The organism is Halopseudomonas pertucinogena (assembly GCF_014646575.1).
GTDB lineage: Bacteria > Pseudomonadota > Gammaproteobacteria > Pseudomonadales > Pseudomonadaceae > Halopseudomonas > Halopseudomonas pertucinogena.
The window spans coordinates 74,000-98,622 of sequence record NZ_BMNN01000008.1; the positions used below are offsets into that span (position 1 = coordinate 74,000).

General features: G+C 63.0%; 17 protein-coding genes. 3 read left to right on the forward strand and 14 right to left on the reverse strand.

Features of this window, described 5'->3' with window-relative positions; genetic code table 11:
• Positions 1-63 precede the first annotated feature (63 nt).
• Positions 64-438 (reverse strand): DUF2946 family protein, encoded by a 375-nt coding sequence (locus IEW63_RS14775; RefSeq protein ID WP_188637208.1) that lies wholly within the window; start codon positions 436-438, stop codon positions 64-66.
• Positions 439-660: 222 nt separating this feature from the next.
• Here IEW63_RS14775 and IEW63_RS13770 point away from each other — a divergent pair, with 222 nt between their 5' ends.
• From IEW63_RS13770 to IEW63_RS13780, 3 genes are all read left to right on the forward strand, one after another.
• A complete protein-coding gene (locus tag IEW63_RS13770) occupies positions 661-1,434 on the forward strand; it encodes a class II aldolase/adducin family protein (protein WP_188637209.1) in 774 nt (257 codons plus the stop codon).
• A 105-nt stretch (positions 1,435-1,539) separates the two neighbouring features.
• Entirely contained in the window at positions 1,540-3,426 is a 1,887-nt protein-coding gene (locus IEW63_RS13775; protein ID WP_188637210.1) for a DUF294 nucleotidyltransferase-like domain-containing protein, read from the forward strand.
• The gene (locus IEW63_RS13780) at positions 3,423-4,130 is read left to right on the forward strand and encodes a 3'-5' exonuclease (protein ID WP_188637211.1); all 708 of its coding nucleotides are present in this window, start codon (positions 3,423-3,425) and stop codon (positions 4,128-4,130) included. The genes IEW63_RS13775 and IEW63_RS13780 overlap by 4 nt, the downstream gene beginning before the upstream one ends.
• A gap of 4 nt (positions 4,131-4,134) precedes the next feature.
• Here the strand turns inward: IEW63_RS13780 and IEW63_RS13785 are convergent, their stop codons facing one another.
• The 13 genes from IEW63_RS13785 to cysP form a co-directional block, all read right to left on the reverse strand.
• Positions 4,135-5,802: a BCCT family transporter gene (locus IEW63_RS13785; RefSeq protein ID WP_188637212.1), complete on the reverse strand. Its 1,668-nt coding sequence runs from the start codon at positions 5,800-5,802 to the stop codon at positions 4,135-4,137.
• Between the two features lie 129 nt (positions 5,803-5,931).
• Positions 5,932-6,141: a hypothetical protein gene (locus tag IEW63_RS13790; RefSeq protein ID WP_188637213.1), complete on the reverse strand. Its 210-nt coding sequence runs from the start codon at positions 6,139-6,141 to the stop codon at positions 5,932-5,934.
• Between the two features lie 224 nt (positions 6,142-6,365).
• The gene (gene recD, locus IEW63_RS13795; RefSeq protein WP_373288236.1) at positions 6,366-8,411 is read right to left on the reverse strand and encodes an exodeoxyribonuclease V subunit alpha; all 2,046 of its coding nucleotides are present in this window, start codon (positions 8,409-8,411) and stop codon (positions 6,366-6,368) included.
• Positions 8,412-8,419: 8 nt separating this feature from the next.
• Complete coding sequence (gene recB, locus IEW63_RS13800; protein ID WP_188637215.1) at positions 8,420-12,070, reverse strand: exodeoxyribonuclease V subunit beta; 3,651 nt, start codon at positions 12,068-12,070, stop codon at positions 8,420-8,422.
• Positions 12,067-15,531, reverse strand: coding sequence for an exodeoxyribonuclease V subunit gamma (gene recC / locus IEW63_RS13805; RefSeq protein ID WP_188637216.1), 3,465 nt, complete (start codon positions 15,529-15,531; stop codon positions 12,067-12,069). Before recC ends, recB begins: the two co-directional genes overlap by 4 nt.
• A 90-nt stretch (positions 15,532-15,621) precedes the next feature.
• Entirely contained in the window at positions 15,622-16,968 is a 1,347-nt protein-coding gene (locus IEW63_RS13810) for a glutamine synthetase family protein (protein ID WP_188637217.1), read from the reverse strand.
• Positions 16,969-17,109: 141 nt separating this feature from the next.
• Positions 17,110-18,345, reverse strand: coding sequence for a saccharopine dehydrogenase family protein (locus tag IEW63_RS13815; RefSeq protein WP_188637218.1), 1,236 nt, complete (start codon positions 18,343-18,345; stop codon positions 17,110-17,112).
• A gap of 41 nt (positions 18,346-18,386) precedes the next feature.
• Complete coding sequence (nspC, locus tag IEW63_RS13820) at positions 18,387-19,484, reverse strand: carboxynorspermidine decarboxylase (protein ID WP_188637219.1); 1,098 nt, start codon at positions 19,482-19,484, stop codon at positions 18,387-18,389.
• A gap of 149 nt (positions 19,485-19,633) precedes the next feature.
• Positions 19,634-20,221, reverse strand: a complete 588-nt coding sequence (locus IEW63_RS13825; protein ID WP_188637220.1) for an outer membrane beta-barrel protein — start codon at positions 20,219-20,221, stop codon at positions 19,634-19,636.
• A gap of 115 nt (positions 20,222-20,336) precedes the next feature.
• A complete protein-coding gene (locus tag IEW63_RS13830) occupies positions 20,337-21,461 on the reverse strand; it encodes a sulfate/molybdate ABC transporter ATP-binding protein (RefSeq protein ID WP_188637221.1) in 1,125 nt (374 codons plus the stop codon).
• On the reverse strand, positions 21,461-22,321 hold the full coding sequence (cysW, locus tag IEW63_RS13835; protein WP_188637222.1) for a sulfate ABC transporter permease subunit CysW: 861 nt from the start codon (positions 22,319-22,321) through the stop codon (positions 21,461-21,463). The genes IEW63_RS13830 and cysW overlap by 1 nt, the downstream gene beginning before the upstream one ends.
• A gap of 3 nt (positions 22,322-22,324) precedes the next feature.
• On the reverse strand, positions 22,325-23,191 hold the full coding sequence (gene cysT / locus IEW63_RS13840) for a sulfate ABC transporter permease subunit CysT (RefSeq protein ID WP_188637223.1): 867 nt from the start codon (positions 23,189-23,191) through the stop codon (positions 22,325-22,327).
• Between the two features lie 12 nt (positions 23,192-23,203).
• Positions 23,204-24,172 carry a thiosulfate ABC transporter substrate-binding protein CysP gene (gene cysP / locus IEW63_RS13845; RefSeq protein WP_229710534.1) on the reverse strand — a complete coding sequence of 323 codons (969 nt, stop codon included), beginning with the start codon at positions 24,170-24,172 and terminating at the stop codon, positions 23,204-23,206.
• Between the last annotated feature and the right edge of the window lie 451 nt (positions 24,173-24,623).

Below are 24,623 nucleotides of genomic sequence, written 5' to 3' on the forward strand. Positions count from 1 at the left end.
CCAGCTTGTTTCGACAGGCCCGACCGCGCCGTGGCCTCAAGCCACGGCCCGGTCGGCATCAGTTCAGCAGCAGGAAGTCGAGGGGGGCGCCCGCGGATTGGTCGGAGGCCATCGCAGACGCGGGTGATGTGCTGCGCTCCACGCCGCGAACGGACTAGCCGCCGCAGGCGCCAGCATGGCCAGCAGGCCGAAAAAGGCGGCGAGTATGATCGCGCTGAACGGGCTGGCAAATTCGCAGCCCCCAGCGGCCGAAGAATGGTGGTGGGCATCTGCCTCGGAATCGGAATGCCCATCAGAGTGATGCGCGTGCTGGTCCGCTGCACCGTGCCCGGGGAACACCATCTGACCCGCCCCGTAGGCGCAATGCAGCGCGCTGAACAGGATGCAGCACAGCAGCACCCAGGCAGACAGGTATCGATGGTGGCGGGCTCGCTTCATTCGGCTGTGTTCGACATGTGTTGTCCGGAGACGGACCCCCGAGCGCCCGGCGCCGGCGAACCGTTATCGAAGATGACAGGGTAGCAGCTGATCGCCGGGCGCGCCCCGGCTGATAGTGTCATGCGCATGACAGTCCGCTGCCCGGCCATCAACTAGACTGCCCGGACACGGCATGTCCGCCCCGCCGTCCATCACGCGAATGAACAAGAAGAGGAACGCCCGATGAACGCAATGCAGCCACTACCGGTGCCCGATGTACGTGACCAGGTCTCGCCTGAGGAGTGGCAGACCCGTGTCGACCTGGCCGCCTGCTACCGCCTGGTCGCGCTCAATGGCTGGGATGACGTGGTCTTCACCCACATCTCGGCGAAGATTCCCGGGACCGAGCATTTTCTGATCAACCCCTACGGGCTGATGTTTGAGGAAATTACCGCCTCCAACCTGGTGAAGATCGACCTGCATGGCAACAAGGTCATGGAGTCGCCCTACGAGATCAACCCGGCGGGGTTCACCATCCACAGTGCCGTTCATGAGGCACGCCATGACGCGGGCTGCGTGCTGCATACCCACACCGCCGCCGGTGTCGGCGTTTCCGCGCAGAAGGAAGGAATCCTGCCGATTTCCCAGCAGGCCCTGTTCGTGCTCAGCAGCCTGGCCTATCACGATTACGAAGGTGTGGCCCTGCGTGAAGACGAGAAAGCCCGCCTGCAGCAGCATATGGGCCGCGCCAAGAACCTGGTGCTGCGCAACCATGGGCTGCTCACCTGCGGCCGGGACGTGGCCGAAGCCTACCTGGCCATGCATACCCTGCAGCGTTGCTGCGAGATCCAGATCAATGCCCAGGCCGGCGGCGCCGAGCTGGTGCCGATCCCGCAGAACATTCTGGATGGCGCCATCGAGAGCATGCGCCAGGTCACCCGGGGTGCCGGGGCCAACCTGGCGTGGCCGGCATTGCTGCGCAAGGCACAGCGCGACAGCCCCGGCTTCGACCGCTGATTCACCCGCTGCGCGGCCGCCCTGTCCCGACAGGGCGACCGCGCGCCGGGCATTACCCGCCTCCAGGCATTACACTGTCCCAACGACCATGGCTGGACAGTGCCGATGCAAGTTGAACTGATCGAGATCCGCGACCACTTCAGTCGCTTCGCCCCCTTTGACGAACTGCCGGAAGAGGTGCTGGACGAGCTCAGCTGTCATACCCAGGTGCGCTATTTCAAGGCCGGAAGCTCCATTCTGGAACGCGACGAAGCGATAACCGACCTGCATTACATACGCAGCGGCGCGGTGGAGATATACCGGCGCAGCGGCGAGCTGTACAACCGTCTGGGTGAAGGCGACATTTTCGGTCAGGCCAGTCTGCGCCGCGGCGGGCGGGTACGCTTTCCGGCCCGGGCGCTGGAAGATACGCTGATCTACTTCATCCCCGGGGAGCTGTTCAGTCGGCTCTGTGAACAGCACGACAGCCTCGCCGACTTCGTCGATACCGAAGGCGCCAAGCGACTGCGCATGGCCGCGCAACCCCATGGCCGCGCCAGCGAGCTGGTCAGGGTCAGGGTCAACAAGCTGATCAGCCGTCCGCCGGTGATGCTGGATACCCAGGCCAGCATCCATCGCGCGGCGGCAGTGATGACCGAGCAGAGCGTATCCGCGCTGCTGATCACCGAGCCCGATCCGCTGCAACCGGAACTGCCCCGGGTAGCAGGCATCATCACTGACCGCGATTTCCGCACCCGGGTGGTGTCCGCAGCGCTGCCACCCGAAACCCCGCTGCACAGCATCATGACGCCGGACCCCATCACCCTGCAGATCAATGCTTCGGTACTTGATGCCATTCTCTGCATGCTGCGGCACAACATCCATCATCTGCCCATCCTCAACCGGCGCCGCCCGGTCGGCCTGATCAACCTGGCCGACGTCATCCGCTACCAGTCACAGAGCAGCCTGTATCTGGTCAATGACATCTATAACCGCTCGTCGGTCAGCGAACTGCAGAGCCTGGTGCCGGCCGTACGCGAGACCTTCCTGCGCATGGTCGAGGACGAGGCCAGCGCCCGGATGATCGGCAGCGCCCTGTCGAGCATCGGTCGCAGCTTCATCCAGCGGCTGGTGGACCTGGCCGAGAAGGAGCTCGGCCCCCCACCCGTGCCCTACAGTTTCATGGTGATGGGTTCGATGGCCCGGGATGAACAGCTCATCGTGACGGACCAGGACAATGCCCTGGTGCTGGATGACAGTTTCGATCCGGCGCAGCACGACGACTATTTCCTGCGCCTGGCGACCTTCGTCAGTGACGGGCTGGCCGCCTGCGGATACAGCTACTGCAAGGGCGACATCATGGCTACCAACCGGCGCTGGCGCCAGCCGCTGTCCGTATGGAAAGGCTATTTCCGCGAGTGGATGGAGCGCCCCGACCCCCGGGCATTGCTCAACAGCAACATCTTCTTCGACCTGGAGTCGGTAACCGGTCAGGCGGATTTCATCGAGCAGCTGCGCGAACTGATCGCCACCACGGCCAGCCGCAATGCCCGATTTCTTGCACTGCTGGCACGCAACTCGCTCAACCGGACCCCGCCGCTGGGGTTCTTCCGCACCTTCGTCATGGAACAGGACGGCCAGCAGAAGAACATCATCAACATCAAGGGCCGCGGGACGGCTCCGCTGACCGACCTCATCCGGGTACATGCGCTGGCAATCGGCTCCAGCGCACAGAGCTCCCATGACCGCCTGGACGACATCGCCAGGACCCGGATCATGCCCCCGGAAGCGGTGGAACGGTTGCGCTATGCACTGGAGTTTCTGTCGCTGGCACGCATTCGCCACCAGGCGCTGGATCTTCAGGAAGGGCGGGAGCCGAACAACTACATCGAGCCGGAGAACGTGTCCGCGGCGGAGCGCCACGGGCTCAAGGATGCCTTCCAGATACTCAGCAACGCGCAGAAATTCCTGCGCTTCCGCTACCCGCTCACCGCCGCAGGGCGTCTGCCGTGAATGAGCGTAGACGAACAGACTGGCCGCAGTATATGGCCGACCGCGCGCGCAGCACCAGCCACCCGGCGCTGGCCGCATTCCACAGCACCAGCTGGCCAGATGCCGGGACGCCCCTGAAGGAGCTGCAGCTGGTGGCGATGGATATCGAAACCACCGGGCTGGACGCCCGGCGCCACGCCATCGTCAGCATCGGGCTGGTGCCCTTCACCCTGGAGCGCATATACACCGACCGGGCATGGTATCAGCTGGTTCGCCCCTACGGTGACCTGCTGCCGGAGTCGGTGACCTTTCACCACATCACCCATTCGGATATCCGCCAGGCGCCGCGCTTTGCCGAAATCATCGGGCCGCTGCTTGAACGTCTGGCAGGCAAGGTAGTGGTGGTACATTACCGCAAGATCGAACGCCCTTTCTTGGACGAGGCGGTCAAGCATGCAATCGGCGAAAGCCTGCAGTTCCCTGTGATCGACACCATGCAGATAGAAGCGGACCTGCATCCGCAACGGGACCCGGGCTGGTTCGCCCGGATGCTCGGGAGGCAACCGCTGTCCATCCGCCTGGCCGACAGCCGCAGCCGTTACCGGCTGCCGCTGTATCAGGCCCACCATGCGCTGACCGATGCCCTGGCGACGGCGGAACTGTTCCAGGCCCAGGTGGCCACGCACTTCTCGCCGGACGCCCAGGTCGGAGACCTGTGGTATTGATCACTCAGCGCGGCTCGCTCATCAACCCCTTGATGATGGCCACGCAGCCGGCCAGCAACACGATGGTGAACGGCAATCCGGTGGAAACCGCCATGGCCTGCAGCGCGACCAGCCCGCCGCCGAGCAGCAGCGCGATCGCCAGTACCCCTTCGAGTATCGTCCAGAAAATCCGCTGACCGACGGGGGCATTGATCTTGCCGCCAGCGGTGATGGCATCGATCACCAGCGAACCCGAGTCGGAGGAGGTGATGAAGAACATGATCACCAGTACCACACCGATGAACGAGGTGATCGCCGACAACGGCAGCTGGCCGAGCATGGCGAACAGCTGCAGTTCAAGGGCCGCTTCCTGTACCCCGGTGAAATTGTCGGTCAGAAGCTGGTCGATCGCGGTACCGCCGAAGGCGGTCATCCACAATACCGACACCACCGACGGCACCAGGGTGACCGCAATGAGGAACTCGCGCACTGTCCTGCCGCGACTGATACGGGCGATGAACATGCCGACAAAGGGCGACCAGCTGATCCACCAGGCCCAGTAGAACGCCGTCCAGCCCTGGCTGAAGTTGGCATCCTCCCGTCCAACCGGGTTGGCCAGCGCCGGCAGGTAGCTGGCGTAGGAACCAAGATTCCTGAAAAAGCCTTCCAGAATACCCAGCGTCGGGCCGAACGTGATGACGAACAGCAGCAGCAGAAAAGCCAGGCCGATATTGATCTTGGAGAGCCGCTGGACCCCCTTGTCCACCCCGGATACCACCGACCACAGGGCTACGGTGATGATAGCGATGATCAGCAGCACCAGGGTCAGGTTGGTGTTGGGTATGCCGAACAGCAGGTTCATCCCCGCCCCTGCCTGCTGCGCACCCAGTCCGAGCGAGGTGACCAGACCGAACATGGTGGCGAATACCGCGAGGATATCGATCACATGGCCAGGCCAGCCCCAGATGCGCTCACCCAGCAGGGGATAGAAGATGGAACGAACGCTCAATGGCAGGCCCTTGTTGTAGGCAAAGATCGCCAGTGACAGCGCGACGATGGCGTAGATCCCCCAGGGGTGCAGCCCCCAGTGGAAGATGGTGGCTGCCATGCCCAGTCTGAGCGACTCCGTCGCATCCCCGGCGGCGCCACCGAGCGGCGCCCAGTCGGTACGCTCACCTGTTGCCCCCACGGTGATGCCCTCGAAGGCGGCCGAAAAATGGCCCATGGGTTCGGCCACACCGTAGAACATCAGGCCGATTCCCATGCCCGCAGCGAACAACATGGAAAACCAGCCCAGATAGGTATAGTCCGGCACGGCTTCCTTGCCGCCGATGCGAACCCTGCCCAGTGGCGAGATCACCAGTGCCAGACACAGCAGCACGAAGATGTTCGCGGCGCTGATGAAGAACCAGGCCATGTTGCTGGTCAGCCAGCCCCGCACCCCGGTGAAGGCTTCGGCGGCCTGGTCCTGCAGGGCCAGGGTAAGCAGCACGAACAGCAGAATGGTACCGGCCGAGATGAGAAATACCTTGCTGTGGATATCCAGGCTGAGGGTGATCTTACCCGAGAAGTTGTCCTGGCCGACCACATAATCGGTGTCGATCAGATTGGCCTCGCCCGAGGGGGCCGGAATGCCATCATCCTGGACTTCCGGCTCATGGATCGGCTTGTCGTTATTCGGGTCGGTCCCCATGTCTGCTCCTTGTATAGCGTTGCGCGCCAGCTCTTACTACTCTAGACGGCGAATCGAGGGTTGCGCCATGGTAACCCAATCAGCGTGCCGGCTGCCTCCGACCCGGGCAGCGCAACCCGCGCCTGCCGATCAGCCGCCCTGGTGCTGCCGTTCGTCAACAGATTCGAGAATACCGACCACATCGGCCGCAGTCATGCGGTAGCTCTTCATCAGCGCCTTGAGCTCGTCTCCGAACTCCCGCGCTTCGCGCAGGCGTTCGGTTTTTCTGTTGGCCTCGAGCTGCGCCAGACTCTCGGCGAGTTTGCGTTCGATTTCCCGAAACGAAGCATTCCTGGTCATGTTCAACCCATTGCAATGCACATGTCTGTGAAAGATTCGCGGCACGGCGCGAAGCAGCAAGAACTTATCCATTAGCGGACAGCCATTGCTCAGACAGATGATGATGTGTTCAGAAGCGAGACACCGTGTACGGTGGAGCTGTGTTCGACCGGCATCCACCGATCAAACGGACCCAGCAGACCTGCTGGAGTTCACGAAGTCTATCATGAAAATTCGTCACGGGCTCAGGGCCCGGCCCAGTCCAGCGCCAGGCCGCTGATCCGGCGCACCGGCTGGGACACCGCCGCCTCGAAGATGCCGCTGCGGGTTTCCCCCAGGCTGAAGTGCGCGCTGGCCCGGGTGATGGCGGTATACACCAGTTCCTTGGTCAACAGCGGACTGCGGCTGTCCGGCAGCACCAGCAGGGCATGGGCGAACTCCGAGCCCTGGGATTTGTGCACGGTCATGGCGAATACCGTTTCCACCTCGGTCAGCCGACTGGGCAGTACGAAGCGTACCCCCCTGGAGCCGTCATTGCGCGGAAAGGCCACCCGCAGCATCAGCCGCTCCTGCTCACCCGGCTGCAGGGCCGGCTCCCGGATCCGCAGGGCGATGCCGATATCGCCGTTCATCAATCCCAGCGAGTAGTCGTTGCGCGTCACCAGCACCGGTCGCCCTTCATACCAGCCGCTGGGCTCGGGCAGCAGACCACGGCGGTGCAGCAGACCGGCGATATGCTGGTTGAGCCCTTCAACACCCCAGGGCCCGCGGCGCAGCGCGCAGAGCACCTGGAACCGGTCGAAGGCCTGCAGTACCTGTCGCGCCCAGTCCTCCCAGACCGGATCCTCGGCGCTTTGCTGTGGCGACGGACGCTGTTCCTGCAGCTGCTGCAGGTAGCTGGCGTAACCCGGCAGCCCATCGCTGCCCAGCAGCAGGCTCGCCCAGGCCGGGTCCCGCTCGCCGCTGAGGCTGTACTGGCGGATATCTCCGTAGCGCTGATCGGAAAGAATCTGCCGGGCGGCAGCCGGATCGGCCCGGTTGACAGCGCGCGCCAGCTGGCCGATACCGCTGTCCGCACCGAAGCGGTGAGAGTGGCGCAGCATCACGGTCTGTTGTGCCAGCCGATGGTGCCGGTCATCCCCCGGCTCCAGGCCGCTGCCGGCAATACTCTGACCGCTGGCCTGCTCCAGCCAGCGGCGGGTTTCCTCGCTGTAACGGCCGGCTTCGGCATCCCGGCACAGATCACCCAGCACCGCGCCCGCCTCCACCGAGGCAAGCTGGTCCTTGTCCCCCAGCAGGATCAACCGGGCCCGGGGCGGCAAGGCGTCGAGCAGACAGGCCATCATCTCCAGATCGATCATCGACGCCTCGTCTACTACCAGCACATCCAGCGCCAGGGGGTTGCCGGCATGGTGGCGGAACCGGCGGGTGTCCGGCAGACTGCCGAGCAGCCGATGCAGCGTGGTGACCTCCCGGGGGATCTGGTCCCGCACCGCAGGGTCGATCTGCAGACTGCCGATCTGGCCACCGATGGATTCGGTCAGCCGTGCAGCAGCCTTGCCGGTGGGCGCCGCCAGGTGAATGCGCAGCGGCTGCCCTGCTTCCACGGCCGGTCCCTGCAACAGGGCGAGCAGGCGCACCACGGTGGTCGTCTTGCCGGTACCCGGCCCGCCGGTGATGATGCTGAACGCGCCGCGCGCCGCCAGCGCACAGGCCAGTTTCTGCCAGTCGGGGTGCTGGCGACTGCCAGCGAAGAGCGCGTCCAGCTGCGCTGGGAGATTGTCCGGCAACGACATGCGGGTAGCCAGCCGCTCCCGCAGGGCTGACGAGACCTGACGCTCATAATTCCAGTAACGACGCAGGTAGAGTCGTGAATCCTGCAGTATCAGCGGTCGGTTCTGCTGGTCGGCACCGGGCCTGGCCACCAGCGAGCTTGCGCTCAGCACCTCGGCCCAGCGGGCTGCGGTAACCGTGCGCAACAGCTCCGATGGCAACCGCACATCATGCCCGGCTTGCTGGCCCTCCGGCGGCAACGAGAGGCTGGCGTCCGGATTGTGCAGGGTTTCAGCCAGGTCCAGACAGACGTGGCCGTGCCCGAGCTGGTGACTGGTGAGGGCAGCGGCCAGCAGCACCAGTGGCTCGGCGTGCGGCTGCATATCGAGCAGGAACTGCACCAGGGCGCGGTCCAGCGCCCGCAGCCAGCCGACCTCGACCCATTGCTGCACCTGGTGCAGCACGGCGTCCAGGTCAGGCTCGGTTACCGACAGGTCGGCCAGCAGGTCCAATTGCATGTCATTGCTCATGTCGCTACCTCTGCCAGCCGCCCGGCAAACAGTTGATCCAGCTGTTCGATCAGCTCCCGGGGCGGGCATTGATGCCACAGCCCACCGCTCTGCCCCTCGCTGCCCCGTACGAACCAGTACAGCGCACCGCCCATGTGCCGGTCGTAGTCATAATCCGGCAGTCGGGCCTGCAGCTGGCGATGCAGCGCCAGCAGGTAGAATATGTACTGGAGATCGTAACGATGTTCCAGCACCGCCGCGGTCATCGCCTCCGGGGTATACGCCTGGGCATCGGTACCCAGCCAGTTGGATTTGTAGTCCACCACGTAGTAACGCCCCCCGTGCTCGAATACCAGGTCGATGAAGCCCTTGAACATGCCGTTCAGGCGGTCACGCATCAGCACGGCGCGGGGCTGGCCGCCCAGCGTGCGCTCGCAGATCAGCTGGTCGACCTGTTGCACATCCACCCGGGCGGCGCTGAACATGAATTCCAGCTCGACCTGGTACTGGCCATCCACCAGATCTGCCAGCGCCAGCCCGGTGCCGGGGACCAGGCCTGGGCGACGCAGCAACCCGGCCAGCCAGTCGGCCAGGCAATCGCTCCATTGCTCCCAGCCACGCCGCACACAGCGCGGGCGCAGACGCTCCCGGCTGAGCTGGGGGTCGGCGAAATGTCCAAAGCCTTCCGCCCCCGCCAGCTCAAGCAAGCCGTGGAGAAAGGTCCCCGGCTGCGGCCCTCGGGGGAAGCGGTGGATGGTGGGCGCTTCCCCGGGTCTGAGGGGCAGAAACTGCGGGCGGCGATCATCGTCTGCCATCTGTGCAGACAGTGGCGAATCCGGCGCATCGCCTCCTGTGACCAGGGCGCTGTAGGAGCTGATCCACCAGGGCTCGAAGGGGGCGTGTCCGGGCGTCCGCTCATGCAGCGCGCTGCTGTCGCCCGGCTCCGGCTGATAATGGCTATCTGCTGCTTCAGGGGCGGGACTGACGGCAACGCCGGGGATGTCCTGCCAGCTGACGAGCCAGCGTGCCAACCCTTCCGTTGTTGCCAGCCGCTCGCCTCCACCCAGCAGCCAGGCTGCGGCTCCCTCATGCAGCACCGACGCCCTGGAATTGCCCCGCCGCAGGTCCGCCAGCCCGAGCCAGCAGGCGTGCCGGGCCCGGGTCAGCGCCACATAGAGCAGACGCAGGTCTTCACCAAGCCGCTCGCGGTCAGCCTGTTGCGTCTGCTCGTCGTCGGGATTCATTACCCAGGTGCTTTCCCCATCGCTGTGCAACCGCACCGGCTCACCCTTCTTCACCGGCCGGCTGTGGGCGATGAAAGGCAGAAACACCAGGGGGTACTCCAGCCCCTTGGACTTGTGGATGGTCACTACCTTGACCAGCTCGGCGTCGCTTTCCAGCCGCAGCACCTGTTCCTCGGCGGCGCCGCCCTGCTGGACCCGGCGGATGCTTTCACTCAGATGCCGGATCAACGCCTGCTCGCCATCGAGCTCCCGCGCGGCCTGCTGCAGCAGCTCGGCCAGGTGCAGCAGATTGGTCAGCTGACGTTCGCCATCGCCCTGGCGCACCAGACGCGCCGGCAGATGAAAATCGTGCATGAAACGATGCAGCATGGGCAGCACGCCCTGCCGCAGCCAGATATGACGATAGCTGCGGAAGCGCTCGACCCACCGCTCCCAGCGCCGCTCGTCCTGATTCAGCTGTTCCAGTTCCGCCCAGCTCAACGCCAGGGTGGCCGTGGCCAGGGCGGCGCGCAGCAGCCGGTCGTTACCGGGGTCGGCACAGGCGCGCAGCCAACGCAGCACGTCCTCGGCCTGCCGGGTGGCCAGCACCGAGTCCTTGTCCGACAGGTACACGCTGCGCACCCCGCGGGCGGCCAGCGCATCGCGGATGGCCTGGGCTTCGCGTCCGGTTCGCACCAGCACCGCCATGTCTGCCGGTCGCACCGGCTGCAACCCGCCTTGCGGATCATCGAATCCGGCATCGCCCGCCTGGCCGGCCTGCAACAACTCGACCATGGCGGTGGCACAACGGGCTGCCATCTCGCGGCGGTAATCCTCTGCGGTGAGCGGTTCTGCCGAGGCGAGGTGCCAGGCGGTCAGTGCCGGAGCCGGCTGCCCGCGTACCGTCCACACCTCGCTGCGCCCTCTGGCGGCCACCGGCAGAAAGGGCAGTGGATTGGGCTCGCCCTGTCCCCCTCGGAACAGGAAGGCGCCGTTATTCCAGCTGGTTTCAGCCTGGCTGAATACGCCGTTGACCGCCTCGACCATGTTCCGGCTCGAACGAAAGTTGGTATCCAGGTTCTCATGCCGTCCGTCCGTCGCTTCGCGCGCCTTCAGGTAGGTATGGATATCCGCCCCGCGGAAGGAGTAGATCGCCTGCTTGGGGTCGCCGATCAGCAGTAACGCCGTATCCGGATCGCTCTGTCCGACCCGGTAGATGCTGTCGAAGATGCGGTACTGCAGCGGGTCGGTATCCTGGAACTCGTCGATCAGCGCTACCGGGAACTGGCGGCGTATCACCTCGGCCAGGCGTTCGCCGTTGGGCCCCTGCAGAGCGGCATCGAGCCGGGTGAGCATGTCATCAAAGCCCATCTGTGCGCGGCGCTGCTTTTCCCGCTCGAAGCGCTGACTGATCCACCAAGCGGCATGCCGCAGCGCTGGCTCCGCCGGGTCCGGCAGCGCGGCCAGCCGCTGCTCCAGGGTGGCCATGTCATCCAATGCCGCACAGATGCCCGGCGGCAGGTCCAGCTCTATGCCTTTCTTGCAGGCATCACGCAGCCCTTCGTGGGTAAAGCGCTTGAAGTGGTCGCCGTTCTTGAATTCCAACTTGCCGACGCCGTCGCACCAGGCCCGCAGCTGAGCGAGACGCGGCTCGTAAATGGACGGCTTGAGCTTGTTGCCGTTGAAGTGGCCGGCTGCGCAGGCCTGTTCATAAAACGCCTGCAGCTCCTCCAGCCATGGTGCCCAAGGCCGTCGGATCTGCTCCAGTTCACTGGCGGCCTGCTGCATGGCACGGGTCAGCAGCTGCTGCAGGTCACCTTCTTCAGGAGCACTGGCGCTGCTCATCCACGGTTTGATCAGCCGTCCCAGCTCATCCGGCTGTTGCCAGTGCTGGCGGACCCACAACAGCGCCTCCCCCTGCAGCGGGTAACAATGCTCGCGCCAGTAATCGCGTACTACTTCGGCCAGCAGGTCGGATTGGTCGGTTTCCAGGGTCTGCTCGAACAGGCTGCCGCTGTCAAACGCGTGTTCGCGCAACATGCGCTGGCACCAGCTGTGGATGGTGGAGACGGCGGCCTGGTCCATCCACTGCCCGGCGATATCCAGCTTGCGTGCAGCAGAGGCGTAGTGAGCCGGGTCGATGTCATCCAGCAGGCCTTGGAGGATGGGGTCTATCTCCTGCAGCTCACCGCGGAATGCCTGTGCCGCCTGCACCAGCCGTGCGCGGATGCGGTCTCGCAGCTCCTGTGTCGCGGCCTCGGTGAAGGTCACTACCAGAATGTCCGGCGGCAGCAGCTCACGGGTGAAGCCGTTGTCCCCGCCATGCCCGAGCACCAGCCGCAGATACAGGGCGGAAATGGTGAAGGTCTTGCCGGTACCGGCGCTGGCTTCGATCAGGCGGCTGCCGCGCAACGGGCAGCGCAGCGCCAGCGGTGTATCACTCATGGCTGTTCTCCCCCGGCGGGACGGATGGTGAGCAATCCGCCCTGTTCGGCATCCAGCAGCGGCTGATAGAGCCGCTGTGCCCACTCCTCGAATTCGCCACTGGCCAGCAGGCTGGCGAAGTCCGGAAAGGTCCGCTGCAGCACCGGGCTTTTGCCCAGCTCGCCCGTGACATATTCCGATCCTTCATAGCAGCCTCGCGCCTTGCTTTCACGCTGGTCTTCCTTCGCGGTCAGATAGTTGAAGGCGGTTTCCGGTACTACCGGCAGCGGCCGGCGCAGGCCAGCCTGCCAGGCACTGAGCCAGCCCGCTGCTATCCGCTGCGCCTGATCCGGGCTGACCGGCGCCATGGCGATGTCGCCATTGGCTCCGACCAGCACGCTGTGCAGAGGGTATCCGCTGGCGGCGGCCAATACATGCACACACCAGTCCATCATCAGCTTGTCCCAGCGCGGGCAGCCCTTCCTGTCCAGCAGCTTGCTGGTAACCAGCACAACCCGGGCCAGCCCGTCACCGGTTGACGGCCGGCGAAGGCCGGCCAAGGCTGATTCAAGCTGCGTCCCGCCGGCGATCCCCTGGCGCAGCAGCAGCGGCTGCTGCTGCAGCTGGTCCCACAGCTGCCATTGCATGCTCAGGCGCTGCAGCTGTTCCTGCAGCGGATCAATCAGCTGTTCCAGCGCCAGCCTTCCAAACCCCGCCAGCGGCAGTTCCCCGCGAGCCTGCAGCCGGGCAGCGGCCTGTTCGAGGCGCCGAGGCCACTCCTGCGGCTCGGCTGCGGTCGCCTGCTCCAGCAACCACTGACTGAGCTGATGCTGCCGCAGACCATCGAGGCCGAAGGGTTCGTCATCTTCGGTGGGGCTGTCCTGCTCGCGCATGAACACCTTGAGTCGGTAGCCAAAGAAGTGCTCCGGGGGATTGCGCAGAAAGCGCTGCAACTGACTGGCCTCGATCGGGCCGTCCTGAACCATGGGATCGAGTTCCACATCGGGTTGTGGATCAGCCATGCCATCATGCAGCACCCGCCATTCCCGGGCGTAACTGAACAGCCGCCCGTCGTCGGAAAAGTATTGCCGGCTGAAGGGTTGCAGCGGGTGTTCCGTGGTCAGCGCTTCGAGCAGGTCACCGCCATCTGCCCGTTGCCAGCCTGCGGCAAGATGGTCTCGCAGCTGACCGATGAGCACCGAGGGCGGCCGCTCGCTGTTGTCGCGGATGCTGCGCCCAACCCAGCTGATGCTCAGGCATTGACGCGCCGACAGCAGCGCTTCGAGCAGCAGGTAGCGATCATCCTCGCGCCGCGAGCGGTCGCCGGGGCGGTAATCCTGTCCCATGAGATCAAAATCCAGCGGGGGCTGCGCCCGGGGATAATCGCCGTCGTTCATCCCCAGCAGGCAGACATGGCGGAACGGGATCGCCCGCATCGGCATCAGCGTGCAGATATTGACTGCGCCCGCGAGAAAGCGCTGACTCAGGGACGACTGACCGACACCTGACAACCAGGCTTCGGCAACCACCGTCAGCGGCAGATTTTCGTCCAGCTCGACTGATTCGCAGAGCTCCAGCCAGCTTTCCAGGCCTTCCTGCAGCTGTGCGAGCAACAACTGGTCCTGCTCGTTGCCGGCGAGAAAGAAGTCTTCCAGCAGGCGGCGAAGGCGCTCGCCCCACTGGCTCGGTGGCGCAGGCTCCGACAAGGCCTGCTCGTGGTAATCCAGCCGTTCGAGCAAAAGACTGAGCGGGCCGACCAGGGCTGCCTCCAGCCCGGCCACCTCCTCGTAGGGTTCGACGCCGCTCCATGCCGCACCGCTACCGCTGGCATAGCCCAGCAGCATGCGGCGCAGACCGAAACGCCAGCTGTTTTCCTCCAGGCCGGTGGGCATTCCTCGGGCCCGCCGACGCTGTTGATCCAGCCCCCAGCGGATACCGGCCCCCTCGATCCAGCGGCGCAGCGTCGGCAGGTCCGCTTCGTTCAGGGCGAAGCGCTTGCGCAGCGCCGGTACATCAAGCAGGTCCAGCACCTCACTGACCGGCAAGCGGCTGTCGGGCAGGCGCAGCAGGTGCTCCAGTGCAATGAGTATCGGCTGCTGGCCGCGCTGGCCCTGGTCGGCCAGAGTGAAGGGGATGTGTCGCGGATCATCGCTGGCGTACTGGCCGAACACCGCCTGAACGTGGGGAGCATAGCTGTCCACGTCAGGCACCATGACAATAACGTCCCTGGGCCTGAGCGCCGGGTCGCGGTCGAAGGCGTCCAGCAGCTGGTTGTGCAGTATCTCCACTTCGCGCTGGGCGCTGTGGGCAATCTGGAAGCGCAGCGAGGCATCGGTCTCGGCAACCGGCGGCCAGAGCGCGCGGGTTTCCGCCAGCGGACGCAGTTCAAGAATGTCCTGTTGCAGCTGCTCCAGCAGGGTATCACCGGCGGGCGGGTCAAACAGGTCCACACGGCCACCATTGATATCGGCAAAGCGCGCTTCGTAGGTGCCGCGCTCATCGTGCTGATCCAGCAGGTTGATGTAGTCCCGCCCCTGCTTTCCCCAGGCGGCCAGCAGCGGATGGGCATGCTGGTGCAACAGGCTGTCGTCCAGCTGGACCGGCACACCGGGACGGCGCTGCTGGCGTCGGTACTGATGCCGCAGCAGGTCCTGATCGGCAACGATATCGCCCCAGTGGTACTGGCAGGGGTTGAGCACCGCCAACAGTACCTGACTGTAGCGGCCGATCACCGCCAGTGCCTCCAGCGTCTGTGCCGGCAGGGAGGAGATGCCAAAGACCACTACCCGTCTGGGCAAGCCCGCAGGACGCCGGTCGGCCCCCAGCATATGCTCGACAAAACGCGGGTGGATCCCGGCCCGGCTGTCGCTCAGGCGCTCGGTACCAACGTCTTCCAAGACCGCGCGCCACAGTGCCGGCTGCCAGCATTCCTGCTCATCCAGCTGGCGCAGCCCGTCCCGGGCCAGGGCGATGCGGTCCTGGCCCCGGGCCCAGTCATTCAGCCAGTCAGCTCGGTAGACCTGATACTGGTCGAACAGGTCCGCCAGCCGCAGAGCCAGCTGATAACGCTTGCGGCAGTCGTGGTCATCGGCAAGGAAGCGTTGCAGCGGGGCAAATTCGGCCTGGTCCAGCAGGCCGGGGAGCAAACGCATGAGACGCCAGCTCAGCGGCTCCTTGTCCAGCGGCGAGGTCTCCGGCACCGCTTCGCGGCCCAGCACCGTGCGATAGGCATCCCACAGGAAGCGCGCCGGCAGTTGCACATCCACTGCCGCTGCGATGCCACAGCCGCCCTGTTCCGGGTCCGCCGCGAGCGCCATCTGCAGCCACTGGGCGATGCCGTTGCTCTGCACCAGCATCACCTCGTTCTCCAGCGGGCGCAGCGGGTTGGCGCGCAGCCAGTCCACTACCAGTTCACGCAGGGTTTCCAGGCGATTGCCATGGATGATCATCAGACCGGGAGCAAGGTCCTGGGCGTCCGGCATGGGCACTCCGTGTATTCAGCTAAGGGAACTGCAGACCACAGCCTACTCTATCTGGCCACGGCGCTGCAGCATCACGCCCCGTGAGCGCCCTCAGACCTGACTGCCGAGATAGCGCCTTTCCCAGGGGCTGATCTCGTCCATGAAGCTTTCCAGCTCCAGCTCCTTGCAGGCCAGATAGCCATCGATGAACTCGGGGGTGAAAAAGTCCGCCGCCACCTCGCTGATCCGCAGCCGGCGAATGGCGCGGTGAACGGTGCAGCTCAGTCGCAGGTCGTCGGGCACATCGAACTCGCGCTGGGCCGGCAGATCCGGCTGCAGTTGACGATCGATGCCGTAAAGCCCCGCAGCGAGGGTGGCTGCGATGGCCAGATAGGGGTTGGCATCGGCGCCGGGTACACGATTCTCCACGCGTCGCGCCTCCGGCTCGCTGTTGGGAACGCGCAGTCCGGTACGGCGATTATCCAGCGACCAGCAGAGGTTGTTCGGCGAGGCGTAGGTATGACAATAGCGCTGGTAGGAATTGACGTTGGGCGCCATCAGCAGGATCAGGTCGCCGAGTCCGGCCTGCAGGCCGCCCAGGTAATGGCGGAACAGCTCACTCGGGCCCTGGGTAGCGGGGTCGGTGAAGATGTTCTGCCCGCTCCGGTCCACCACGCTCTGATGGATGTGCATCGACGAGCCCGGCATGCGCGACAGCGGCTTGGCCATGCAGACGGAGATCAATCCGTGCTTGAGGGCGATCTCGTGCAGCATGAACTTGAACAGAAAGGTCTGATCGGCGATCAGCAGCGGATCGTCATGCAGGAAATTGACCTCGTACTGACTCAGCCCCATCTCATGCAGCACCGCTTCGCAGGGGATACCCAGCGCTGCCATGCCGGCCTTCAGCTCGGCGAAAAAAGGCTGCAGCGCATAGGCCGAGCCCGCGGCGAACGCCTGATTGCCCACTTCCCGGCGGCCATCCAGGCCGACCGGCGGGCGGAACGGCTGCATCACATCGGGGTTGTGCTCAAACAGGTAGAATTCCAGTTCGGTCGCCACCTTCGGCGCCCAGCCCCGGGCCTGGTAGCGCTCGACCACCCGCTGCAGCATGGCGCGGGAGGACAGCCGCGACGGTGTACCGTCCATCTCCAGGGCTTCGCAGACAGCCAGGGCGCGCGGCTCCGCAGTCCAGGGCGTGACATGCAACTGCCCCGGGATGGTGCGCAGCAGAAAATCGCTGTCGTCATACCCGTAGAAGCGAGGCTCGGGATAGTCACCGGTAAGACTCTGCACCAGCACGCCGTGGGCCATCTGCACCCGCCGGCCCTGGCTGTAGGAAGTGGCATTGATCAGCTTGCCGCGCGGGATGCCATTCATGTCGGCAATCACGCACTCGACCGCGGCGATGCCGGCCAGTCGCTCGGATAGCGCAGTGGGTGCGGAGAGGGACGTCATGAAAGAAACCTTGCAGCGACAGCTGATTGCCCGGAAAGGGCACGATATTACCGCATCGTGGCGCCGGAGAATAATCCGGCTCCACCCAGCAGATGAAAAAATCCCCGGGCGAGCCGGGGATTTCTCAAGGGATCAGAGTTTTCAGTAGCTCAGCGCACGATCACCGTCCTCGTCCTTGATCCGGGTCGGCAGGCCGATTTCATTCAACAGGTTGATGAAGGGCTTGCAGTCCAGCTCCTCGACGTTGACCATCTTCTGCACGTCCCAGACGCCCTGGGCGATCAGGATGGCAGCGGCGACCGGCGGCACGCCCGCGGTATAGGAGATGCCCTGGCTGCCCACTTCCTCGTAGGCTTCCTTGTGGTCGGCGACGTTGTAGATGAAGATCTCCTTGTCCTTGCCATCCTTCTTGCCCTTGAGGATGTCACCGATGCAGGTTTTGCCGGTGTAGTTGGGAGCCAGCGAAGCCGGGTCGGGCAGCACGGCCTTGACCACTTTCAGCGGCACCACTTCCAGCCCCTCGGCGGTGGTCACCGGCTGCTCGGAGAGCAGACCCAGGCTGTTGAGCACGGTGAAGACATTTATGTAATGGTCACCAAAGCCCATCCAGAAACGGATGTTCGGCACGTCGAGGTTCTTCGACAGCGAGTGCAGCTCGTCGTGACCGGTCATGTAGCTGGTGCGCTGACCTACGACCGGCAGGTCGTCGGTACGCTTGACCTCGAACATCTTGTTCTGCACCCACTGGCGGTTCTGCCAGCTCCATACCCGACCGGTGAATTCACGGAAGTTGATCTCCGGGTCGAAGTTGGTGGCGAAGTAGTGTCCGTGGTCGCCAGCGTTGATGTCGATGATATCGATATCGCTGACGCTGTCGAAATGCTCCATGCCCAGCGCCGCATAGGCGTTGACCACACCCGGGTCGAAGCCCACGCCGAGGATGGCGGTGACCTTGTTCTCTTCGCACAGCTCGCGGCGCTTCCATTCGTAGTTGGCATACCACGGCGGCGTCTCGCAGATCTTGTCCGGGTCTTCATGGATGGCGGTGTCGAGGTAGGCGGCGCCGGTCTCGATACAGGCCTGCAAGACCGACATGTTAATGAAAGGCGATCCGACGTTGATGACCAGTTGCGACTGTGTCTTGCCAATCAGAGCCTTGGTCGCTTCGATATCCAGCGCGTCCAGGGCATGGGCTTGCAATTCACCGGCAGTCTTCAGACTGCCCTTTTCCCGCACGCTGTCGACGATCTGCTGACACTTATCGACAGTACGCGAGGCGATGTGGATGTTACCCAGTACGTCATTGTGCTGCGCACACTTGTGCGCAACCACCTGGGCAACCCCTCCGGCACCAATAATCAGAACGTTTCTTTTCATTACGTTTCCTCTATACGCCTCCTTGGGCTAGGGTTCTGGCCTCAGGAGAGGCCGCTTTCAAAGTCGTCGTAACCGAACTCGCGCACCACCTCGATGCTGCCATCGAGCTGGCGAACCGCAATGGAGGGCATCTTCACACCATTGAACCAGTTCTTCTTGACCATTGTGTAACCGGCTGCGTCAATGAAGGACAGACGGTCCCCCACCTGCAGCTCGCGGTCAAAGCGGAATTCACCAAAGATATCGCCGGCCAGACAGGACTTGCCGCAGACCATGTATTCATGGGGTCCGTCACAGGGGGCCATTTTCGCCGACTCGCGATAGATCAGCAGGTCGAGCATGTGGGCCTCGATCGAGCTGTCGACAATCGCCAGTTGCTTGCCGTTGTACAGGGTATCCAGCACTGTCACTTCCAGCGAGGTGCTGTTGGTGATGGCCGCCTCGCCCGGCTCCAGATACACCTGCACGCCGTAACGCTCGGAGAATGCCTTGAGCCGTGCACAGAGCCTGTCCAGCGGGTAACCTTCACCGGTGAAATGGATGCCGCCACCGAGACTGACCCACTCCACACGCTTGAGCAGTGAGCCGAAGCGCTGCTCGATCTGCTGCAACATGCTGTCGAACAGCTCGAAGTCACTGTTTTCGCAGTTGTTATGAATCATGAACCCGGAGATCTGGTCCATTACCTGCTCGACCTTCTGCGCATCCCATTCGCCCAGACGGCTGAACGGGCGCGCCGGGTCGGCAATCAGCCAGTCCGAGCTGCTGACCTGGGGATTGAGACGGAGACCACGGACATGGTTGGCAGAGGCGTCAGCGAAACGCTGCAGCTGACCGATGGAGTTGAAGATGATCTTGTCCGAATGGGCCAGCACCTCTTCGATCTCCTCATCGGCATAGGCCACGCTGTAGGCATGGGTTTCACCGCCGAACTTGCGCTTGCCCAGCTTGACCTCGTACAGCGAGGACGAGGTAGTGCCATCCATGTACTGATTCATCAGGTCGAATACCGACCAGGTGGCAAAACACTTGAGAGCCAGCAGCGCCTTGGCGCCGGAGTGCTCGCGCAGGTACGCGATCTTCTCCATGTTGCGCAGCAGCTTGCTCTTGTCGATCAGGTAATACGGCGTCTTGATCATGGTGATGGGCCCTCAGTCAGGTCCGGCGCCGGAGCCGGGTATTGCGCAAACGCGCGATTATAGAGCAAAGGCGGGGGCGCTTGGGGGAAATCTGACCGGACGGGGCGGGCAACACAACGCGCCCGGGTCGGTGCCCGGGCGCGTGTGGATCAGAAGTTGTAGCGCAGGCCGATGGAGGCCAGATCGATATCGGCATCAAAGCCGCTATCGTTGAAATTGTCTGCCACCTTTTCGTAGCGCTCATATTCTCCGACAATTTCAAACTGCGGGGTGAGAGCGAAGGTGGCGCCGATGGCATAAGAGGCGACCCATTCCTTTTCTTCTTCACCCCAGCTCAGGCCGAAAGCCTTCTCCCTGACTTCATATTCCATCTTGTGATAACCGACTTTGCCATAAAGCTTGAAGCGATCCAGCGGCAGGGTCATAACCAGATTCGCTCCGTAACCTTCCGCTGAATCCTCGCCTTTGAAGCCGTTGTCTTTATAGGTCAGCTCCCCCAGATCCACATATTGGAACTCGATCCCGATATAGGGGTTGAGCTGGATGCCAGCGCCGACTTTGAAACCTACGTCCTTTTCGTCCAATGAACCCGCTGTTCCACTGTAGAAGCTGCCGGTGTCGTAATCAGCCTGCCCCACATTACCGAACAGATAACCATTGACCTGATTACCCGCCGCCTGCGCACCGGAGACCATTGCGCCCGAAATCAGTACTGCCAGAAACGTCTTACGCATCATGATTTTTACCTTCCCTAGTGGCCGTCCCCATGACGGCCAATCCCTGCATGCGATGACATGCGCTCAAAATAGTAAATCAGCGCACCAGCAATGTCACCATGCCGCTATTTCGGCATCATATCATCGCAGCGGGATCGTCCATTTCTCCAGCTCGCCAGCGCAGCGTCACGGGGGTATGGGCGTTTACCGCAATCGCATGGGCCACCTGCGGCACGGCAAAACACTGGTCGCCACGGCTGGGCTGCCAGCTGTTGAACTGGGCATGGGTGATGCCTACCTCCCAGAGCTCCTCGGCGTGCCAGCCCAGGGGCGTCAGCTCCAGCCGCACCTCGGCCCCCACCAGGCTGATCGACTCGATCCGAAGCGGCAGGTGGGCGTGGGAAGCCGCCGTGCTCTGCAGGCGCACCTCATGGGAACGCATATAGAGTTGCTGCTGGGCAGCAGCGGGAGCTTCCGGCAGGTGTACCCAGGCCTCACCCTGACGCAGCACTTCACCGTCGGCTTCGCCGGCGAATACATTCACGTTCCCCATGAAATCGAAGACAAAGCGGCTGCTGGGCTGGGCATACAGTTGCTGAGGGCTGTCGATCTGCTCGATGCGGCCGGCACTCATGACAGCCACCTGATCGGACAACTCCAGCGCTTCTTCCTGGTCGTGGGTCACGAACACGCTGGTGAAGTGGAACTCCTCGTGCAGGGTACGCAGCCAGCGACGCAGGTCCTTGCGGACCTTGGCATCCAGTGCGCCGAAAGGCTCGTCCAGCAGCAGGATCTTGGGCTTCATCGACAGTGCCCTGGCCAGCGCAATCCGCTGCTTCTGGCCGCCGGACAGCTGGGAGGGATAACGCTGCGCCAAGTGGCCGAGCTGCACCATCTCCAGCAGGGTTTCCACCCGTTTGCGTATCTCTGCCGCCGGGGGGCGCTGCCTGGCAGGGAGCACATCCAGACCGAACGCCACGTTCTCGGCCACCGTCATGTGCCGGAACAGCGCGTAATGCTGGAACACGAAGCCTACCCGGCGCTCACGTACATGCAGGCGGGTGACGTCCTCGCCCTCGAACAGGATGCGGCCCTCGTTGGCGGTTTCCAGACCCGCGATGATCCGCAGCAGGGTAGTCTTGCCTGACCCGGACGGACCCAGCAGGCCGACCAGCTGCCCGTCCGGCACCTCCAGAGAAATATTCTTGAGGGCTTGGAAAGAGCCGAAGTGCTTGGTGATACCTTCGATGGAAATACTCATCAGCGATTATCCGATAATTCATTCAGGGGGGCACGCTGACGGGCCTGGCGCCACTCCACAAAACTCTTGACGATGATGGTGATCAGCGCAATCCCCGCCAGCAGGGAGGCAGCGGCGAAGGCGCCCACCACGTTGTAATCCTGATACAGCAACTCGACATGGAGCGAAAGCGTATTGGTCTCGCCGCGAATATTGCCGGATACAACAGACACCGCACCGAACTCGCCAACGGCCCGGGCATTTGTGAGCACCACCCCATAAAGCAGTGCCCACTGGATATTGGGCAGGGTGATCCGACGGAACAGCTGCCAGCCGGTGGCGCCCAGCACCACACCGGCTTCTTCCTCTTCGCGCCCCTGTTGCTGCATCAACGGAATCAGCTCCCGAGCGACGAAGGGACAGGTAACAAACACGGTAACCATGACAATCCCCGGCCAGGAGAACATGAGCTGCACGTCATGATTCATCAGCCAGCTGCCGACCCAGCCATTGCTGCCGTACAGCAACAGGTAAAGCAGGCCGGCAACCACCGGGGAAACCGCAAAGGGTATATCGATCAGCGTGATCAGCGCCTTGCGGCCGGGAAACTCGAAGCGGGTGACCAGCCAGGCCAGAAACACCCCGAACACCAGATTGATCGGCACGGTCAGCGCGGCCACCAGCAACGTCAACCCGATGGCGTGTACCGTATAACGGTTGGTCAGGTTTTCCCAGTAGGTGCCCGCACCCGCCGAGAACGCCGTCTCGAAGATCAGAATGAGCGGGATGACCAGCATCAACAGGGTGGTGACCACGGCCAGGGTTATCAGGGTCCACCTCACCAGCGGCTGATCACCGGCCCGCATTTTCTTGCGCTGCATGACCTACCTCCCGTGCAGCCGGCGCAGATACCGCGCCTGCCAGAGATTGATGCCGAGCAGGAGCACCAGCGAGGCCATGAGCACCACCGATGCAATCGCACTGGCAGCGGCGTGGTCGAACTCCTGCAGGCGAACGAAGATCATCAGGCTGGTAATCTCGCTGACGTAGGGCATGTTGCCGGCGATGAAAATGACTGCACCGAATTCTCCCAGGCTGCGGGTGAAGGACAGGCCAACGCCGGTCATCAGTGCCGGCCAGATCGCCGGAAACAGGATGCGGCGAAATACCGTCCAGTCGGACGCACCCAGGCTCACCGCCGCTTCTTCATCCTCCGGCGCCTGATCTTCGAGTACCGGCTGCACTGTCCTCACCACGAAGGGAAGGCTGGTGAAAGACATCGCGACAATGATGCCCAGGGGGGTGAAAGATATCTTCAGGCCCATCGCTGCAAAGAACTGGCCGTACCAGCCATCCTGGGCAAACAGTGCGGCGAGCGTGATACCCGCGACAGCAGTGGGCAATGCGAAGGGCAGATCCACAAGTGCATCCATGATGCCCTTGCCCGGAAAATCGTAGCGCACCAGAACCCAGGCCAGCAGCAGACCTACCAGTGCGTTGATCAGTGCTGCCACGGCAGCCGTCCAGAGCGTGACCTTGTATGAGGCGACCACCCGCTCATCGGTAATGACGGCCCAGTACTGCTCCCAGCCCATGCCTGCGGTATGTGCAATGAGGCCTGTCAGGGGCAGAATCAGAACAACGCTGATAAAAAACAGTGAAATACCGAGGCTCAAAGCAAAACCCGGCAAGACACGCTTGCCGGGCTGGCTCGAACCTCCCGGCAGGAAACCGGAGAGAGATCGATTCATTATGAGGGCTAATTACCGACGTTGAAGTTGGTCAAGTTTACCACCGCTGGCGAAATGTTCCTTCATCACATTCTCCCAGCTGCCACCGATCTGTTCGACGGTAACCAGTTCAAGCTCCGGAAACCTGTCGGCAAACTCGGCCTTGACGGTTTCGTTGTGTACGCGGTTGTAGAAGCCGGCGATCAGTCGCTGTGCATCTTCGCTGTAGAGCCCTTCCAGATAGGCCTTGGCCAGTTCCTCGGTGCCGTTCTGCTTGACGCTGCGATCAACCCAGGTAACCGGGAATTCGGCCATGAAGCTGATTTTCGGCACGACTACCTCGTAGTCTGGATTTTCCGCTGCGATGTTGTTCACTTCAGCCTCGAAGGTCAGCAGCGCATCACCGATGCCACGTTCGACGAATGTAGTGGTCGCCCCACGCCCGCCGGTATCAAATACCGCTACATTGCCGAGGAAGGTGCGCAGGAAATTATCAATCGCCTGCTGATCGTCACCGTAGGTCTTCTGGGCGTAGCCCAGCGCGGCCAGATAGGTGTAACGACCATTGCCGGAAGTCTTGGGGTTCGGCAGCACGGTGCTCACGTCATCGCGGGCCAGATCATCCCAGTTCTGGATGTTCTTCGGGTTACCCTTGCGGACCAGAAACGCCATGGTCGAATAGTAGGGGGAGCTGGCATTTGGCAGCCGCTCGCGCCAGTTCTCCGGAATCAGATTGCCCCGCTCGTGGAGGATGTCCACGTCGGTCACCTGGTTGTAGGTCACCACGTCGGCACGCAGCCCCTGAATAATGGCCTGGGCCTGGCGGGAAGAGCCAGCGTGGGATTGCTTGATCTCGACGGTCTTGCCGGTCTTCTCTTTCCACTGTTCGACGAACAGCTCGTTATAGGCGGAGAACAGCTCACGGGCGATGTCGTAGGAGGAATTGAGCAGCTCCTGGTCGGCGGCCTGGGCGTGACCGATGGAGAGGCCTGCGCTGAGCATCAACGCGCCACCCCAGCGGCTGGCTCTCTTGAACAGGGAAAGGCGAGTTGTCATACATCCTCCGATAGGAACAGCGCTTCAAAAATCGAAGAATGAGCATAACGAAGGCAGGCGCTTATAACAAGAAATGCATTAGAACGATTTACTTAGCATTTAAAACAATAAGACATAAGCAAAAGACGTTAAGAAAAAACCCCGACCTGTTTCCAGATCGGGGTTTTAATTTGATGCTTGACGATGATTCCAATGCTCTATGGTCGTCAAGCAATTCGGTTGCTGCGCGGGGTTGAGTCCTCACAGCGAAAAGGGGGAAAAGTGATAGTTGACTGTCTTGTAATCTCTGTGCCGTTCCTGACTGTCGTTTCTCATGGCAGACCACGACCCGGATTGCTTGGGTGTTATATGGTCAAGCCACACGGGCAATTAGTACTGGTTAGCTCAACGCCTCACA